The sequence below is a fragment of the Streptomyces sp. GQ60 genome, assembly GCF_059758875.1.
Genome location: NZ_JCAXEG010000006.1, coordinates 170,908 through 187,536 on the forward strand (window position 1 = coordinate 170,908; position 16,629 = coordinate 187,536).

The 16,629-nt window shown below is 74.9% G+C and carries 11 protein-coding genes; 8 read left to right on the top strand and 3 right to left on the bottom strand.

Features of this window, described 5'->3' with window-relative positions:
* Window positions 1-35: 35 nt before the first annotated feature.
* Both AC6CKD_RS17190 and AC6CKD_RS17195 read left to right on the top strand, forming a co-directional pair.
* Window positions 36-1,958, top strand: a complete 1,923-nt coding sequence (locus AC6CKD_RS17190; protein WP_498328318.1) for a helix-turn-helix domain-containing protein — start codon at window positions 36-38, stop codon at window positions 1,956-1,958.
* Between the two features lie 66 nt (window positions 1,959-2,024).
* Window positions 2,025-2,531, top strand: a complete 507-nt coding sequence (locus tag AC6CKD_RS17195; protein ID WP_498328320.1) for a GNAT family N-acetyltransferase — start codon at window positions 2,025-2,027, stop codon at window positions 2,529-2,531.
* Window positions 2,532-2,582: 51 nt separating this feature from the next.
* Here AC6CKD_RS17195 and AC6CKD_RS17200 read toward each other — a convergent pair whose 3' ends face one another.
* Both AC6CKD_RS17200 and AC6CKD_RS17205 read right to left on the bottom strand, forming a co-directional pair.
* Window positions 2,583-3,296, bottom strand: a complete 714-nt coding sequence (locus AC6CKD_RS17200; RefSeq protein ID WP_498328322.1) for a response regulator — start codon at window positions 3,294-3,296, stop codon at window positions 2,583-2,585.
* Complete coding sequence (locus AC6CKD_RS17205) at window positions 3,293-4,225, bottom strand: sensor histidine kinase (RefSeq protein WP_498328324.1); 933 nt, start codon at window positions 4,223-4,225, stop codon at window positions 3,293-3,295. The genes AC6CKD_RS17200 and AC6CKD_RS17205 overlap by 4 nt, the downstream gene beginning before the upstream one ends.
* A gap of 201 nt (window positions 4,226-4,426) precedes the next feature.
* On the opposite strand from AC6CKD_RS17205, the gene AC6CKD_RS17210 reads away from it, so the two are divergent.
* From AC6CKD_RS17210 to AC6CKD_RS17220, 3 genes are all read left to right on the top strand, one after another.
* Window positions 4,427-5,212 (top strand): ABC transporter ATP-binding protein, encoded by a 786-nt coding sequence (locus AC6CKD_RS17210; protein ID WP_498328325.1) that lies wholly within the window; start codon window positions 4,427-4,429, stop codon window positions 5,210-5,212.
* Window positions 5,209-7,521 (top strand): ABC transporter permease, encoded by a 2,313-nt coding sequence (locus AC6CKD_RS17215; protein ID WP_498328327.1) that lies wholly within the window; start codon window positions 5,209-5,211, stop codon window positions 7,519-7,521. Before AC6CKD_RS17210 ends, AC6CKD_RS17215 begins: the two co-directional genes overlap by 4 nt.
* Before the next feature lie 157 nt (window positions 7,522-7,678).
* Window positions 7,679-8,197 carry a hypothetical protein gene (locus tag AC6CKD_RS17220; RefSeq protein ID WP_498328329.1) on the top strand — a complete coding sequence of 173 codons (519 nt, stop codon included), beginning with the start codon at window positions 7,679-7,681 and terminating at the stop codon, window positions 8,195-8,197.
* A gap of 76 nt (window positions 8,198-8,273) precedes the next feature.
* Here the strand turns inward: AC6CKD_RS17220 and AC6CKD_RS17225 are convergent, their stop codons facing one another.
* Complete coding sequence (locus AC6CKD_RS17225; RefSeq protein WP_498328604.1) at window positions 8,274-9,002, bottom strand: ABC transporter ATP-binding protein; 729 nt, start codon at window positions 9,000-9,002, stop codon at window positions 8,274-8,276.
* 235 nt (window positions 9,003-9,237) lie between these two features.
* On the opposite strand from AC6CKD_RS17225, the gene AC6CKD_RS17230 reads away from it, so the two are divergent.
* Genes AC6CKD_RS17230 through AC6CKD_RS17240 form a run of 3 tightly spaced genes read left to right on the top strand, consistent with a single transcriptional unit; the run spans window position 9,238 to window position 16,372 of the window.
* Entirely contained in the window at window positions 9,238-12,561 is a 3,324-nt protein-coding gene (locus AC6CKD_RS17230) for an FtsX-like permease family protein (protein WP_498328330.1), read from the top strand.
* On the top strand, window positions 12,558-15,374 hold the full coding sequence (locus AC6CKD_RS17235) for a hypothetical protein (RefSeq protein WP_498328332.1): 2,817 nt from the start codon (window positions 12,558-12,560) through the stop codon (window positions 15,372-15,374). Before AC6CKD_RS17230 ends, AC6CKD_RS17235 begins: the two co-directional genes overlap by 4 nt.
* Complete coding sequence (locus AC6CKD_RS17240) at window positions 15,371-16,372, top strand: ABC transporter ATP-binding protein (RefSeq protein ID WP_498328334.1); 1,002 nt, start codon at window positions 15,371-15,373, stop codon at window positions 16,370-16,372. Before AC6CKD_RS17235 ends, AC6CKD_RS17240 begins: the two co-directional genes overlap by 4 nt.
* The last annotated feature ends 257 nt before the right edge of the window (window positions 16,373-16,629 follow it).

The following is a 16,629-nucleotide window of genomic DNA, read 5'->3' on the forward strand; positions in this document are numbered from 1 at the left end:
ACCCGCTCGCCACCCCGTACCGAAGGGCTGCCAGCATGGCCCCCGTGAACGATCCCGCCGCCCCCGCGGCCGCGTTGCGCCGGCTCCTGGACCTGCTCGCCCAGGGCGCGCCCGTCGAGGACTTCGCGCGGCCGGGCGCGCAGGCCCGTAGCGCCGGTGCCGACGCCGACGAGCAGGCCCTCGTGGAGGCGGCGACCCGGGTGGCCCTCGACATCCGGCGCACGCTCGACCAGCACCGCAGGCGCGAGGCGGAGCTCACCGCCCTCTTCGACACGGCCGGCGACCTCGCGGCGCTGCGCGATCTCGACGCGGTGCTACGGGCCATCGTGCGGCGGGCCCGGACCCTGCTCGGTACGGACTGCGCCTACCTCACGCTCAACGACCCCGTCGTGGGCGATACGTTCATGCGGGTCACCGACGGCTCCGTCTCCGCAGCCTTCCAGCAGTTGCGGCTCGGCATGGGCGAGGGCCTCGGCGGTCTGGTCGCGCAGACGGCCCGCCCGTACGCCAGCGCCGACTACCGCGCCGACGACCGTTTCCGGCACACCAGCACCATCGACGCCGGGGTGCGCGAGGAGGGGCTGCGGGGCATCCTCGGGGTGCCGCTGCGCGTCGCCTCGCGGGTCATCGGGGTGCTCTACGCCGCCGACCGGTCGGTGCGCGACTTCGCCCCCGACGCGGTGGCGCTGCTCTCCTCGCTGGCCGACCACGCCGCCGTCGCCATCGACGGGGCGCGGCTCCTGGAGGAGACCCGTACGGCGCTGGTCGAGCTGAACGCCGCCACCGAGACCGCCCGGGCCCACAGCGAAGCCGCACGGCTGGCCACCGAGACCCACGACCGGCTCACCGATCTGGTCCTGCGCGGCGGTGACGTCACCGACGTGGCCCGGGAGGTGGCCGCGCTGCTGCGGGGAGGTCTGGTCGTGCACGACGCCGACGGCACCGAGCTGGCCCGGGTCGCGACCGAGCCGATCGACGCGCCCGCCGAGGGGGTGGCGGCCTCCCGCTCCGGCGGCCGGGCCGTGCCGGTCGGCGGCGTGTGGGTCTGCGCCGTGCTGGCCGGACCCGAACTCCTCGGCAGCATCGCCCTGACGGACCGGGCGGAGCTGTCGGACAGCGACCGGCGGCTGTTCGAACGCACCGGGCTGGTCACCGCGCTCCTGCTGCTCCTGCGGCGCTCGGTGGCCCACACCGAGGACCGGGTGCGCGGCGAGCTCCTCAGCGATCTGCTGACGCCGCGGAGCCCGGGGCACACCCCCGACACCGGCAGCCGGACGATCCGGGCCCGCAAGCTCGGCGTCGACCTCGCGCGCCCGCACTCCCTGCTGGTGCTCCACTGCGACGCGGCGCTGCGGCCCCGGCTGTCGGCGGAGACCGCGCGCCGGGCCCGCGCGCTCGACGGGCTGGCCGGGCTGCACGAGGGCCACGTCGTCCTGCTCGCCCCGGCCGAGCGGCCCGGGGACCTCGCGCGGTCCCTGGCGGCGGAGCTGGGGCAGGCGGTGGGCGCGCCCGTCACCGTGGGCTCCGCCGGGCCGGCGGGCGACCCGGGCGGCCTGCCGGCCGTGTACGCCGAGGCCCTGCGCTGTCTGCGGGCCCTGCACGCGCTGGGCCACACGGGCCACGGGGCGGCCCTGCCGGACCTGGGGTTCGTCGGCCTGCTGCTCGGGGACCACGGTGACGTCGGCGGGTACGTCGACCAGGTGCTCGGCCCCCTCATCGACTACGACGCCCAGCGCGGCACCGAGCTGGTCCGCACCCTCCAGGCCTACTACCTCCACGGGGCGAGCCTCTCCAAGGCCAAGGAGGTACTGCACATCCACGTGAACACCGTCGTGCAGCGCCTCGACCGGATCCGCCGGCTCCTGGGCGAGGACTGGAACAGCCCTGCCCGCGCACTGGAGCTCCAACTCGCCCTGCGCCTGCACCTCCTGGCGAACTCCGGCCCGCCTGCGGCCTGATGCGAAAGAGCCCGTTCGAGTGCTCCGCCCGTAGCGCGCGGTGATCCGTGGGGAAGAGTGGGCAGCATGACTACTACGTACGAGACGATGGCGTACCACCTCGAAACCGAGCGGCTCATACTGCGGCCGTGGGCCGAGTCGGACGCCGCCGCGTTCTGCGACCTCCTCGCCGAACGCGGCAAGGGAACCCACGAGGTCGAGGACATCCGGACGTCCATCGCGGAGCTGCTCGCCGCGACGGCGACCACGGGGATCGCCCTCTTGCCCGTCCAGCGCCGTGAAGAAGGCGACTTCATCGGCTACTGCGGGCTGATCATCGGCCGCTCCACCCTGGAGGAGCCGGAGATCGCGTACGAGCTGTTCCAGAGCGTGCACGGCCACGGCTACGCCACCGAGGCGGCCAGGGCGGTGGTCGATGCCGCCGTCGCGACCGGGCGGAAGCGGCTCTGGTCGACCGTCGGCCCGTGGAACACACCGTCCCTCCGTGTCCTTGAGAAGATCGGCTTCGAGCGGGATCACGTCGCCACGGACGACCGTGGTGAGCATGTGTGGCTCACCCGCGAGTTGCCGTAACGCCAGGTCGGCCGGGGAAATCAGGGGAAGTCCGCGGGACTTCCCCGGGCCCTATGCCGTCCCCGGGGTGACCAGGCCCGTCTCGTAGGCCAGGACGACCGCCTGGGCTCGGTCGCGCAGGCTCAGCTTGGCGAAGATCCGGGCCACGTGGGTCTTCACGGTGGCCTCGCTGAGCGTGAACTCCTGGGCCAGTTCGGTATTGGAGAGGCCGTGGCCCATGAGGGTCAGCACCTCCCGTTCGCGCGGGGTGAGGACGTCCAGGTCGGGGTGGGATGCCGGAGTCCCGCCGCCGCGCGCGGCGGATGCCGAGGCGCAGCGCTCCACCAGTCGGCGGGTGATCGACGGGGAGAGCAGCGCGTCGCCGGTGTCGACGAGCCGTACGGCGTTGGCGAGGTACTCGGGGGTGACGTCCTTGAGCAGGAACCCGCTGGCTCCGGCGGCGAGGGCGGCGTAGACGTACTGGTCGAGGTCGAAGGTGGTCAGCATGATCACCCGGCATTCCGGGGCTTCGGCGAGGATCTGCCGGGCGGCCTCCAGCCCGTCCAGCCTGGGCATGCGTATGTCGAGGAGGACGACGTCGGGGCGCAGACGTCGCACTTCCGAGACGGCCTCCACCCCGTCGGCGGCCACCCCCACCACGTCGATCCCCCGAGCGGTGAGGATCATGCGGAATCCGGTGCGGACGAGTTCCTGGTCGTCGGCGATGACCACCCGGGGCGAGGCGGCCCTCGGGTCCGGCTCTGCGGCCGGAGCGTGCGTGGTCACGGCCGCTCCAGCGGGAGGCGGGCGCGGACCCGGTAGCCGCCGCCGAGGCGGCGGCGGGCGTCGAAGTCCCCTCCGTACACGGCGACCCGCTCGCGCAGCCCGACCAGCCCGTGCCCCGCGCCGTCCGCCTTCGGGCGCGACGCGGTGGACGCGGTGGAGGCGGTGGACGCGGTGGACGCGGTCGTGGCGGCCGCCTCGGACTTCCCGGCACGTCCGGGTATCGGGTCTCCGGCCAGGACGCTCGGCCCGCTGTTGAGCACCTCGACCCTCAGTGCCTGGTCCGCGTATCTCACCGTCACCTCGGCTTTCACCCCGTCCCCGTGTTTGAGTGCGTTGGTCAGCGCCTCCTGGATGATCCGGTAGGCGGTGACGTCGATCCCGGCCGGCAGCGGCCGCGGTTCGCCTGATATCCGGACCTCGACCGGCAGGCCGGCGAAGGCTATCCGGTCGATGAGCGGACTGAGCCGGCTCAGACTCGGTTGCGGCGCCAACTCCACGGCTGGATCGCGCCTTTCGGGCGCGCCGCCCCCGTACGGTTCGTCCTTGCCGTCCTGCGCGGGCGCGAGCAGGCCCAGCAGGTGCCGCAGTTCGGTCATGGTCGTACGCCCGGCCTTCTCCACGGCAGCCATCGCGGCCGCCGCCTCCACCGGCATCGTGGCCAGCACCTCGCGGGCGGCCCCGGCTTGGACGATCATGAGGCTGACGTTGTGGCTGACGATGTCGTGGAGCTCCGCCGCTATCCGGGCCCGCTCCGCGTCCACCGCGGTGCGGGCCGCGGTCTCCCGCTCCCGCTCCAGCAGCCAGCCGCGCTCCTCGATAGCCGCCCGGTAGGACGCGCGGGCCCGCAGGAGCGCCACCGTCAGCCCGAACCCGGCAGACACCGCGCACACCGCGGCCACCACGGCAGCGACCGCCCATCCCGTCGTCACGGCGATTCCCCCTCCCCCGCCCCCGGTGCTCGCTCCCATGGGCCTCGTTCCAAGATCTTCCCACCCCACCCTCGCAGGCACCCCGTGTAGTCCACATCCCCCTCCCGGTTCTGTCCCGCGTACATCCCCAGGATGACGCGGCCGCCCGTTTACATCCGGGGGCTGACGCGGCCCGTCCGACCGGCCTTCTAGGTTCGTGCCATGACACCTCATCACGACAGCGCCGCCCAGGTCGTCGTCCGACTGGACCGCGTATCGAAGGAGTACGGCGACACCCTGGCGCTCGACGCCCTGTCCCTGGAGATCCGCAGGGGCGAAGCCGTCGCCGTGATGGGCCCCTCCGGCTGCGGAAAGTCCACGCTGCTCAACATGGTGGCCGGCCTGGACCGGCCGACCGCCGGAACGATCAGCGTGCACGGCCAGGACCTCGGCGGCCTGACGGAGACCGGCCTCGCCCTCTACCGCCGCCGCGACGTCGGCATGATCTTCCAGTTCTTCAACCTCATCGACGACCTGCCGGCGCTCGACAACGTCGCGCTGGCCGCCCAGCTCACCGGCACCTCCGCGCGCCAGGCCCGCCGCCGCGCCCTGGAACTCCTCGACGAGCTCGGGGTCGCCGACCGCCGCAACAACTACCCGACGACGCTCAGCGGCGGCGAGCGCCAGCGCGTCGGCGTGGCCCGCGCGCTGATGAACCGACCGGCGCTGCTGCTCGCCGACGAGCCGACCGGCGCCCTCGACAGCCGTTCCGGCGAGCAGGTGATGGACCTGCTGATCGACCTCAACCAGATAGGCCAGACCCTCCTCATCGTCACCCACGACCCGCACCTGGCGACCCGCTGCGCCGGCCGCCTCGTCGAGATGGCCGACGGCCGTGTAGCGCGCGAACGCGTCCTGGACGGCGAGACCCCGGACCGCGGGACCCCCGACGGCGAGACCCCGGACCGCGGGACCCTGGACCGCGAGCCCCTGGAGCGTTCCGCGTGAGCGCCGTGTGGCGGGCCTCCCGGGCGGCCGTGAAGCGCCGCAGGGTCCAGACGTTCGTCATCGGCCTCGTCGTGCTCTGCTCCACCACGACCGTCCTGCTCGCGCTCGGCCTGCTCGCCGCCGCCTCGGGCCCCTTCGACAAGGCGTACACGGCGCAGCGCGGCGCGCACACCGTGGCAACGTACGATCCGGCGAAGGTCTCCGACGCCCAGCTCGCGCGGACGGCGCACCGCCCCGGTGTGGAGGCCGCCGCGGGCCCGTTCCCCCAGGCCGTCGTCGACGTCCCCACGGACTGGATCGGGAATCCGCCGGGCCCCCTCACCGTGGTGGGCCGCGCGGATCCGGCCGGACCGGTGGACCGCGTCGAGATGCGGCAGGGGCGCTGGGCCGGGGCGCCCGGCGAGATCGTCGTCAACTGGGCCGGCAACGGCTCGCCGTACGCCCGTCTCCTCGGTACGAAGCTGGAGGTACCCGGCCTCCCGACGCTCACCGTCGTCGGTTTCGCGACGAGCATGAGCCAGTCGGCGGCCGCCTGGGTGACGCCCGAGCAGGCCGCGGCCCTCCACCCGACGTCCACGCAGATGCTGTACCGCTTCACCGACTCGTCGACCGGCGCGCAGCTGCGCGACTCCCTCGCCCGGGCCACGGACGGACTCCCCGCGGACTCGGTGACGGCCGCGCAGACCTACCTCACCCTCAAGAAGGCCTTCGCCGCCCGGGCTGACGCCTATCTGCCCTTCATCGCCCTCTTCGGCGTCCTCGGCCTGCTCGTCTCCGCCCTGATCGTCGCGAACGTGGTCAGTGGCGCCGTCGTCTCCGGCAGTCGGCACATCGGCGTGCTCAAGGCCCTCGGCTTCACACCGAACCAGGTCGTCGCCGTGTACCTGACGATGGTCTCGGTACCCGCCGTGGCCGGCTGCGTCCTGGGCACCCTGCTCGGCAACGCGCTGGCCGCGCCCATCCTGCAGATCACCTTCTCCGGCATCGAGACGGGGATGGCGGGCGTGGAGACCGTTTCACCCTGGCTCAGCGCCGCCTGCCTGGCCGGGATGCCCGCCCTGGTCCTGCTGACCGCGCTCGTACCGGCCCTGCGCGCACACCGCCTGCCGGCCGCGCAGGCCATCAGCGCGGGCGGTGCGCCCCGCACCGGGCGCGGGCTGCGCGTCCAGCGCCTGCTGGCCTCCTCGCGGCTGCCGCGCTCCGTCAGCCTGGGCCTCGGCCACCCGTTCGCCCGCCCCGGCCGCGCCTTCATGACCATCGCCGCCATCGTCCTCGGTGTCACCACGGTGACCCTGGCGACCGGTCTGACCAGCACGATGGTCTCGTACGCACAGACCGGCCGCGGCCCCGGCGGAACGGTGGTCTACATCCAGGCCGGCGGCCACGGCAACAACCCCGTCGAGCCGCTGCTGAGCGACGCGCAGATCGAGGAGCGGCTTCGGTCACTGGGTGCACAGGAGCTGCGGGCCCGCGCGCTGATCCAAGTAGGCCTGGTCGGCTACGCGCAGCCCGCGTTCGGGACCTTCTACCGCGGGAGCCTCTCCCCCGCCGGTGCCGCGTTCGTGGAGGGCCGGCCGCCCGGCGGACCCGGCGAGATCGCGGTGGGCCCCTCCTTCCTCACCGAACGCGGGCTGACGGTAGGCGACCGGGTCACCCTGGAGGCCAACGGGAGGCGGACGACCGCGACCGTCGTCGGCCAGCTGATCGACAGCGACGCGCGCTCCCTGGAGTCCACGTGGGAGACCCTCGGCCGACTCGCCCCGGACAGCCGCCCTGTCGAGTACACCGTCCGGCTCGCCCCGGGGGCGGACGCCCGCGCCTACGCGGACGCCGTCGACGCGGCCGACCCCGGACTGCACGCCGAGGTAGTGGACTCCGCCAAGGTCAACGCCGCCACCACCACGGTCGTCGGCTTCTCCTCGGTGTTCTCGGTCATGCTGGCCCTCGTCGCCTCGCTCGGCGTCTTCAACACGGTGCTGCTGAACACCCGTGACCGCCGCCGCGACCTGGGCATGTTCAAGTCGATCGGCATGACCCCGCGCCAGGTCGTCGTCATGACGGTGACCTCGGTGACCGGACTCGGCCTGGCCGGCGGGCTGCTCGGGATCCCCCTCGGGATCGTCGCGCACCGGCTCGTCGTGGACAACGTGGGCATCGTCGCCTTCCCCGAGTCGATGAAGGACGTCTGGCACGCGCCGCAGCTCGCCGGAATGCTGTGCGCGGGGGTCGCGATCGCCGTCCTGGGCGCCCTGATCCCGGCCCGCTCGGCGGCCCGGGCGACCATCGCCTCCGCCCTGCGCTCCGAATGAGCGGTCGGCCGGCTCGGCGCGGGTGACGCTACGGCGCGAATGGACGCCCTGGACGTGCGGCGTCCCGGACGGGGACACAAGCTCGGTCGCGTGGGTGCCGCACCTCCCGTGTGCACGACGGCACTCGCCGCATCCCACCTATCAAGGAGTTGCACGCATGCGCGTACGACCCGTCGCGGCGGCACTTGCGCTCGCCGCCATGGCCTCGATGTCAATCGCCGCCGCCCCCGCGGGCGGCGACCACCACGACAAGGACGACCTCGAGGTTGCCCGCTTCGCCTCCGGGGCCTTCCACTCCCCCGAGCTGGCCGTCGCGGCAGGCTACGCAGCAACCGACGTCTGCGTCGAGGACGTCGAAGGCGGCACAGGTGGTATGGGCTACCACTACATCAACCCCGCCAACATCGGATCCCTCCATCCCGGACGCCCCGCCGCCCAGCTGTACGCAACGGACAAGGCCGGCGTCCGGCAGCTCGTCGCGGTGGAGTACATCGTCCCGGACGCGGACAACGACCCGACCACCGTCACCCCTCCGAAGCTGTTCGGCAGGACCTTCGAGGGGCCCATCACCAACGTCCCGGGTCTGCCCACCCACTACGAGCTGCACGTATGGCTGTGGAAGGACAACCCCAGCGGCCTCTTCGCGCCCTACAACCCGAAGGTCACCTGCCCGTAGCAGGCGCAGGCACAGCCCCGCACAGAACCGCCCCTCGAACACCCCGGGGGCGGTTCGTGCGCTGTGGACGTCGAACTCAGCCCCGAGCGGCCCCGGACGCCGGGGCCTCGCCCGACGAACCCGCCACGGTCTCCGACGAAGCCTCCACGATGCGCCCGTCGCGCAGTTCCACCACCCGGTCCGCCAGTTCCATCAGCGCCGGGTCGTGCGTGGCGACCAGCGCCGTGACCCCCTCGCTGCGCACCACCGCGCGCAGCAGCCGCATGATCTGCCGGCCGGTGTCGGAGTCGAGCTGTCCCGTCGGCTCGTCGGCGATGATCAGGTCGGGCTCGTTCGCGAGGGCCCGGGCGACGGCGACCCGCTGCTGCTGGCCGCCGGAGAGTTCGCCGGGGCGCTGCTCGGTGTGTTCGGAGAGGCCGACGAGGGCGAGCAGGGTGCGGGCCCGTTCCTCGCGCTGCTTCGCCGGTATCTTGCGCAGCCGCATCGGGACCCCGACGTTCTCGGCGGCGGTGAGGGCGGGGATCAGGCCGAAGGACTGGAACACGAAGCCGATCCGGTCGCGGCGCAGCGCGAGGCGGCCGTCCTCGTCGAGGCCGGCCAGATCGGTGCCGTCGAGGGCGACGCTGCCGCCCGTCGGGGTGTCGAGCCCGCCGACCAGGTTCAGCAGGGTGGTCTTGCCGGAGCCGGACCTGCCCTTGAGCGCGGTGAGTTCGCCGCGGCGGACCTCGAAGGACACTCCGCGCAGGGCGTGCACCGCCTGCTGACCCGTCCCGAAACTGCGCCGCACGTCGTCCACCACCACCATCGGCGGTGCCCCGGCGCCCTGTCGCCGTTCCTGGTCCGTCTCCTGGTCCGTGTCCTGGTCCTGCGTCATGCTGCGGCTCCCCCTCCAAGCTGAAAACGGCGTTCTTGCGGTCCCGCCCCGACGATTTGTTCATCCGTTGCACCGCTCACGCAAGTCCCTTCCGCTACCTGTTCGAATCTGGCAGCATCGTCCGGTATCCGGGGCCACCAGTCCGGTGCGGGGGAGGAACAGGCACATGCTCGGCTTCGTCGTGCGCCGGCTGCGCGGGCGATTGCCGCTCGCAGCCGCCGTTCTGCTGACCGTTTTGATCACCACGACCGTGCTCACCGCGCTCTTCGCCTTCACCCGCGGAGTGGGCGATGCCGGACTGCGCCAGGCCCTCCAGGGGCCCGGCCTCGCGCGCGGCACCGTACTGGTCACCGGTTCGCACCCGGCGGCCGACCGCGCCAAGGACGACGAGACGGTACGGGGCTTCGCGCGCGAGCTGTTCGGCCCCCTGCCGGCCGCGGCCGAGAGCGTGGCGCGCAGCCGTTCGTACGGGCTGCCCGGCCCGCACACCCCCGGCAAGGACGCCGATCTGACGCTGCTGGCGGCCTTCGCCAAGGACCGCGTGCGGCTCCTCGCGGGAACCTTGCCGCAGCCCGTCGCGGGCCCGCTGTCCGACCGGAGCGGCCCGCTCCCCGTGGCCGTGCCGAAGGCGGCGCTGGACCGGCTCGGGCTGGCCGAGGGCGCGCTGCCCGCGCGGGTACGGCTCGACGACCGGTACGGCGGCGCCCCGCTGACCGTGCTGGTGACCGGCGTCTACCGGGCGGCCGACCCGGACTCCCCGTACTGGCGGCTCGATCCGCTCGGTGCGCGCGGACTCCAGGTGGCCGGATTCGCCACCTACGGGCCGCTGCTGGTGGACGACTCCGCCTTCACCGCGGGCGGGCTGGCCCAGGACAGCCGCGCCGTGCTCCTCACCGCCGACTTCTCCACCGTGGACGCGGCCGGGGCCGAGGCGGTCCACGGCCGGGCCGCCAAGGCCGTGAAGAAGCTCCAGGGCACTTCCGGGCTCGCCCCGTCGACCGAGCTTCCCGCGCTGCTCGGGGAGTTGCGGTCGGGCCTGACCGTAGCCCGCTCCACCCTGCTGGTCGGGGCGCTGCAACTGGCCGTGCTCGCCGGGGCGGCGCTGCTGCTCGTCTCTCACCTGCTGACGGAACGCCAGGAGGGCGAACGCGCCCTGCTCGCCGCGCGCGGCGCCTCCCGCGGCCGGCTCGGTGTCCTCACCGCGGCCCAGTCGCTGCTGCTGGCGCTGCCCGCCGCCCTCCTCGCTCCCCTGCTGACCCCGCCGCTGCTGCGCCTGCTCGGCGGCTACGGCTCGCTGGCGCACGTCCCGTTCACGGTCACCCGGAGCTGGCTGCTCTGGCCCGTCGCCGCGGGCTGCGCCCTCGGGTGCGTCGTGCTGACCACCCTCCCGGTCGTCCTGCGGGGTGCCGCCGCGTCCGCCCTGCACCGGACCGGCCGCCGCCAGGCGCTCGTCGCCGGCGCCGCCCGCTCCGGCGCGGACCTGGCGCTGGTGGCCCTGGCCGTACTCGCCTACCAGCAGCTCTCCCGGTACGGCGCGAGCGGCTCCGGCCCGGCCGCGCGCTCCGGCGGACTGTTCGGCGTGGACCCGGTGCTGGTCGCCGCCCCCACGCTGGCGCTGTGCGCCGGCACCCTGCTGGTGCTGCGCCTGCTGCCCTTCGCGGCGCGGCTCGGCGCGCGGATCGCCGCCCGGGGCCGGGGACTGGGTCCGGCGCTCGTCGGCTGGCAGCTGGCCCGCCGGCCCGGACGGGCCACGGGGCCGGTGCTGCTGCTCGTCCTGGCCGTCTCCAGCGGGGTCCTGGCACTGGGCCAGCACACGGCGTGGTCCGAGTCCCAGCGCGACCAGGCCGATTTCACCACCGCCGGGGGCCTGCTGATATCCAACAGCGACGTGCCCGCGCTGGGCCGGGGCGGCCGGTACGCGGCGCTGCCCGGCGGGGAGCGCGTACTGCCGGTGCTCCGTGCCCGGCAGCAGCTGCCCGGCGGGCGCACCGGCCAGCTGATGGCACTGGACACGGCGGCCGCCGCCGACCGGCTCACCTTGCGGGCCGACCTGCGCGACGGGCGCGCCCTGCGCGAGCTCTTCACCCCGCTGGCCCCCGCCACCGCGCCTGCCGCCGGTGTTCCCCTCCCCGGCCGGCCCCAGCGCATCGACCTCTCGGTCTCCGTGCGCTCCACCGGTGCGGGCGGCCGCCCCGGCCTCGGGCTGCTGCTGCGCGACCGGTTCGGCATCACCTACCGGGCCGCGATGGTGCAGCTCCCGGAGAGCGGCGACGCCACCGTGTCGGTGCACGTCGGCACGATGCTCGGAGCCCCCATCGGGTCGGCCGCCACCCCGCTCAGCCTGGCCGGGCTCGTGTTCTCGTACGACCGGGAGGGCCCGCTCCCCGGTACCGATCCGGGCGCGGAGTCCGGCCCCGGCTCCGGCGAGGCCGGTGCCGTCAAGATCTTCGACGAGCTGACCGTACGCGGCCTCGCGGTCGCGCAGACCCGGGACGGCGCGGCGGCGCCGGTCGCGGCGCCCGCACCCGACTGGAAGCTGTCGGCCCCGCCGCTCAACGACGGCGCCCCGGCCGCCGAACTGCTCGCGCACTCCGAGCCCGCGCCGGGCGGCCCGTCCCTGGTCAAGCTGCGCTACCGGGACGGTTCCGGCGAACGCGGAGGCGTCCAGGCCGGCCTGACGCCGGGGCCCGCTCCGGGCGCCGAGATTCCCGGGATCGCCACCCGGGCGTACCTGTCCGCGATCGGCGCGGCCGTGGGCGATCTGGTGCCGGTCAAGCTCGACGACGTCACCCTCCCGGTCCGGGTCAGCGCCGCGGTCGGCTCGCTGCCCGTGGCCGGCGACACCGCGATCGCCGTCGACCTGGACACCGCCGCCCGGCTGCTCGCTGCGGGCGGCCGGGAGCTGCCGACGCCCGGCGAGTGGTGGCTGCCGGCCGCCTCCGCCGACGACCCGGCCCCGGCCCGCGCCACCGCGGAACTGCGCGACGGCGCGGGCTCGCAGCAGGTGCGGCTGCGCGAGGAGGTGGCCGCGGCCCTGCTCGACGATCCGCTCAGCGCGGGCCCGCAGGGCGCCCTGGCCGCGCTCGCGGTGGCCTGCGCGGTGCTGGCGGCGATCGGCTTCGCCGCCTCCGCCGCGGCCGCCGCGCGCGAGCGGTCCCGGGAGTTCGCGGTGCTGACGGCGCTGGGCGCCCGGCGCCGGGACCTGGCCCGGACGGCCACCGCCGAGAGCTGCGTGCTGGTGGGGCTCGGCACCGCGGTCGGGGTGGGGCTGGGCGTGGTCATCGTCCACCTCGTCGTCCCGCTGACCGTGCTCACGCCGGCCGCCGGCCGCCCGGTGCCCGGAGTGCTGGTGGACCTGCCCGCGGTGCGGACCCTGCTGCTCGCCGCCGCCATCGCCGCCGTACCGCTGCTGTCGGCGGTCTTCGGCGGCGGGCGCAATCAGAACCGCTCGAAGCCGGCCGACCGGCTGCGGCACGTGGAGGACATATGACCGGGCCGGCCGCGACCAACGCCGACCGGCGCACCCCGGGCGGGGCCGACCCGGCACCGAACGGCCCGGGAGCCGCGGGCGGTTCCGCCCGGCGCGCCCTGCCCCCGCCCGCGCCCTGGGTGCGGACCCGGCTGCGCGCGACACCGCTGAGCGCCCTGCTCGGCGCGGCCCTGGCCTTCGTCGCCGTCCTGCTCTCCGCGGCCCTGCCGCGTGCCATGGACCGGGGCACCGACCAGGCGCTGCGGTCCTTCCTGGAGTCGCGCGGGCCGGCTCAGACCAGCCTGTACGTCAGCGCGCGCCCCCGCTACGGGGAGCAGAGCCCGCAGAACCTGGACGAGGTACTGGCGACCCTGACCTCCCGTACCGCCCCGGCTTTCGCCGTCGCTCCGGCCGGCGCCGTCCACGGGTCCGCCGCGGGCGCCCGGCCACTGGCCAACCCCGGTCTGACCGCCCCCGACGGGGTCCCGCCCCAGCTGGCCCTCTACCACCTGCGCACGGTCTCCGAGCACGTCCGCCTGGTGGAGGGACGCTGGCCGGGCGCGCCGACCCCCGGGCCCGGCAGCCCCGTGCCCGTCGCGCTGCCCCAGAGTGCGGCCAAGACCCTCGGCGTCCGGGTCGGCATGGTGCTGGAGACCACCGCCGGCCAGGCCATGACCACGGTGAAGGCCGAGGTCGTCGGTCTGTACGCCGCGAACGACGACGCCGAGGACTACTGGACCGACCTCACCTGCCTCACCCGTGCCTGCCTCACCCAGACCCCGACCCATCCGCCGCAGGCGTTCTGGCGCACCGACGCCCTCGTCGGCCCGGAGGCACTCGACCGGCTCCCCGAATGGGGCGAGAGGGACACCGAAGACTTCTGGCGGATCCCGGTGGACACCGGGACGCTGCGGGCCGACCAGCTCCCGGCCACCGCCAAGGCCGTCGCCTCGTACGTCCGCGGCCCGACCGCGGCGCGCCTCACCCAGGAGACCGGTCGCAGCGATCTGCGGATCACCTCCCACCTGCCCGAGCAGTTCACGCTTGCCGAGGCCCGGCGCCAGGCCGCCGCGCCGCTCGCCGCGATGGGCCCGGCCGGCGTGGCCGGCGTGGCGTTCGTGGTGTTTTGTCTGGCGGCCGGGCTCACCGGGGACCGGCGGGAGTCCGAACTGCGGCTCCTGCTGGCCCGCGGCGGGTCCCGCGCGGGCATCGTGCGCCGGCTGCTCGCGGAGAACGCCGTCACCGTCCTGCCGGCCGCCGCCCTCGCAACGGCGCTCGCCGTGGTCCTGCTGCCGACCCCCCGCTCGGCGGGCACCCTGCTGGCCGCTTCGGCCGCCACGCTCCTGGCCCTGCTGGCCGTCCCGGTACGGGCCTTCGTGCTGCTGTCGCCGAAGCGCCCGCCGGGCCACCGGCGGCGGCTGGTCGCCGAGCTGCTCGCCCTGGCGGCCACCGCGGCCGCCGTGTTCGAGGTCCGCTCGCGCGGGGTCGCCCCGGCCGGCGCCGGGGTGGACCCGCTGCTGGTCGCCGCCCCGCTGCTGCTCGCGCTCTGCGGCGGCCTGCTGCTGGCCCGGCTCCAGCCCGCCCTGGTCGGGGCGCTGGCCCGGGCCGCCGGGCGGGGCCCGGGGCTGATCGGATTCCTCGGGCTGGCGCGCGCCGCGCGGGGCACCGGCGGCCGGGCACGTCCGTCCGTACTGCCGCTGATCGCGACGCTGCTGGCCGTCACCACCGGTGGCTTCGGCGCCACGGTGCTGACGGCGGTGGCCGACGCCCGGTTCGAGGCGGCGCGCGCGGCCGTCGGCGGCGACGCGCAGCTCTCGGCTCCCGGTGGCACGCTCCCGGACTCCCTGACGAAGGCGGCGGCCGCGCTGCCCGGCGTACGGTCCTCCGTGAAGGTGTGGACCGACGACAACGTGTTCCTCTACGGCACCAAGACGGGCAGCACCCAGATCTCCGTGGTCGTCGCGGACCCGGTGGAGTACGCGAGACTGTCCGAGGCGGCCGGGAGCGGCCGGTTCGATCCGGCACTCCTCGCGGCCGGAGCCGCCGGCACCTCGGGCGCGACGGTGCCCGCGCTGATCAGCCGGGACCTCGCCGACGACGACACCTCCGGCTTCCAGCTGCGGCTCGAAAACGGCGGGGAGCTGAAGCTCGCGGTCGTCGGAGTGGTCACCGGCACCCCCGTCCGGCCCGGCGCCAAGCACACCACCGTGGTACTGCCGGCCGCCCAAGTGCTGGCCGCGGTACCCCAGATGGGACTGCCCAACTCCTGGTTCGCGCTCGGCCCGGTCGACCAGCACCGGCTGGAGCAGGCGGTCCGGACCGCGGAACCGTCGGCCGCCGAGGAGCGCTATCGCGTCCGCACCAGCTCCGCCGCGGCGGCCGAGCTGGGATCCGATCCTCTCCAGCGCTCCGCCGAGCGGCTGTTCTGGGCCTCGCTGGCCGGAGCCGCGGGCTTCGCGCTGCTGGCGGTCCTGCTGACCCTGGTCCGGGCCGCCCCCGACCGCGCGGCGCTGCTCGCGCGACTGCGCACCATGGGCCTGCGGCCCCGGCAGGGGATCCTGCTGATCCTGGTGGAGTCGGTGCCGCTGGCCCTGGCCGCCGCGCTCGGCGGCGCACTGCTCGCGGCGGGCACCGTCGCACTGCTGGGCCCTGCCGTGGACCTGTCCACGCTGGTCGGCACCCAGGTGCCGACGGGTCTGCGGGTCCTCGTCCCGCCCGTACTGACCCAGGCCCTGGGCCTGGCCGTCCTCGTCACGGGGGCCGTGCTCGCGGAGGCGGCGATCTCCGGCAGGCGACAGATCACGACCGAGTTGAGAGCGGGAGACCAGCGGTGAACAGCGATCAGCCCACCTACGAGGAGCTGCGGCGGCAGGCCCTGGCCGCCGCCGAGCCCCGCCGGCACGGCGCGGACACGGCCATCGCCTGCGACCGCCTGGTACGGATCTTCAGTACGGACGGGGTCGAGGTGCAGGCCCTGCAGGGACTGGAACTGACCGTGGCGCAGGGTGACCTGATGGCCCTGGTCGGCGCGTCCGGCAGCGGCAAGTCCACCCTGCTGAACATCCTCGCGGGACTGGACGTCCCCACGGCCGGTACCGCCAGCGTCGGCGGCTACGACCTGCTGGAGATGTCGGCGCGCGACCGGCTGCGCTATCGGCGCGAGGCGGTCGGGTTCGTCTGGCAGCAGACGGCGCGGAACCTGCTGCCTTTCCTGACGACGGCGCAGAACATCGCCCTGCCGATGCAGTTGAAGGGCGGTCGGCGCGCCGCCGCCAAGCGCCACGCGGTCCGGACCGGCGAACTCCTCGAAGCGCTGGAGATCGGCGATCTGGCGGACCGCCGCCCCGCCGAGCTCTCCGGCGGCCAGCAGCAGCGCGTGGCCATCGCCGTGGCGATGGCCAATGATCCGGCGGTGCTGCTCGCCGACGAGCCGACCGGCGAGCTGGACTCCGAGACCGGTGGGGCGATCTTCGAGGCCTTCCGCACCGTCAACCGGGATCTCGGCGCGACGGTGGTCATCGTGACCCACGACCCGCTCGTCGCGGGCGAGGTCCGGCGCACGGTGGCGATGCGCGACGGCCGTACCAGCAGCGAGGTGCTGCGCCGCACGGTCACCGACGAGCACGGTGCCGAGTCGGTGAGCGAGCGCGAGTACGTGATGCTCGACCGCACGGGCCGGGTGCAGCTCCCGCAGAAGTTCCTGGAGGCCCTGGGCATGGAACACCGGGTGGCGGTGGACCTGGCCGCGGACCACATCGAACTGCGCCCGGACGACGCGGCCGCCGCCACGGCGGGGGACGGCGACGGCGGGCAGGAGCCGGCCGTGGGCTGAGACGCCCGCGGGATCCTGGTTCGGCCTCCGCGGAGCCCCGTTCAGCCCGTACGCCGTTTCCGGGGGGAGCGGTGGGCATGGGCCGAGTCTGCCAGGGACCCCGTACGACGGGGCCGAGTTCCGCGCGTTCCCGACCCGTCCCGCGGATGCCGTGGACGAGCGCTGCGCGCTCCTGCGCCGCCCGCGGTGAACCGGGCGGGGACGGGTCGCCGGATCCGGGCGCCGGGCACGTGCCCCCGGTCCGCGCGGCGCGCCTC

What these genes read in the sequence shown, in the direction of transcription:
- AC6CKD_RS17195 (WP_498328320.1), top strand. Translation starts at nt 2,025, where the DNA reads ATGACTACTACGTACGAGACGATGGCGTACCACCTCGAAACCGAGCGG.
- AC6CKD_RS17210 (WP_498328325.1), top strand. Translation starts at nt 4,427, where the DNA reads ATGACACCTCATCACGACAGCGCCGCCCAGGTCGTCGTCCGACTGGAC.
- AC6CKD_RS17220 (WP_498328329.1), top strand. Translation starts at nt 7,679, where the DNA reads ATGCGCGTACGACCCGTCGCGGCGGCACTTGCGCTCGCCGCCATGGCC.
- AC6CKD_RS17225 (WP_498328604.1), bottom strand. Translation starts at nt 9,002, where the DNA reads ATGGTGGTGGTGGACGACGTGCGGCGCAGTTTCGGGACGGGTCAGCAG.
- AC6CKD_RS17190 (WP_498328318.1), top strand. Translation starts at nt 36, where the DNA reads ATGGCCCCCGTGAACGATCCCGCCGCCCCCGCGGCCGCGTTGCGCCGG.
- AC6CKD_RS17235 (WP_498328332.1), top strand. Translation starts at nt 12,558, where the DNA reads ATGACCGGGCCGGCCGCGACCAACGCCGACCGGCGCACCCCGGGCGGG.
- AC6CKD_RS17230 (WP_498328330.1), top strand. Translation starts at nt 9,238, where the DNA reads ATGCTCGGCTTCGTCGTGCGCCGGCTGCGCGGGCGATTGCCGCTCGCA.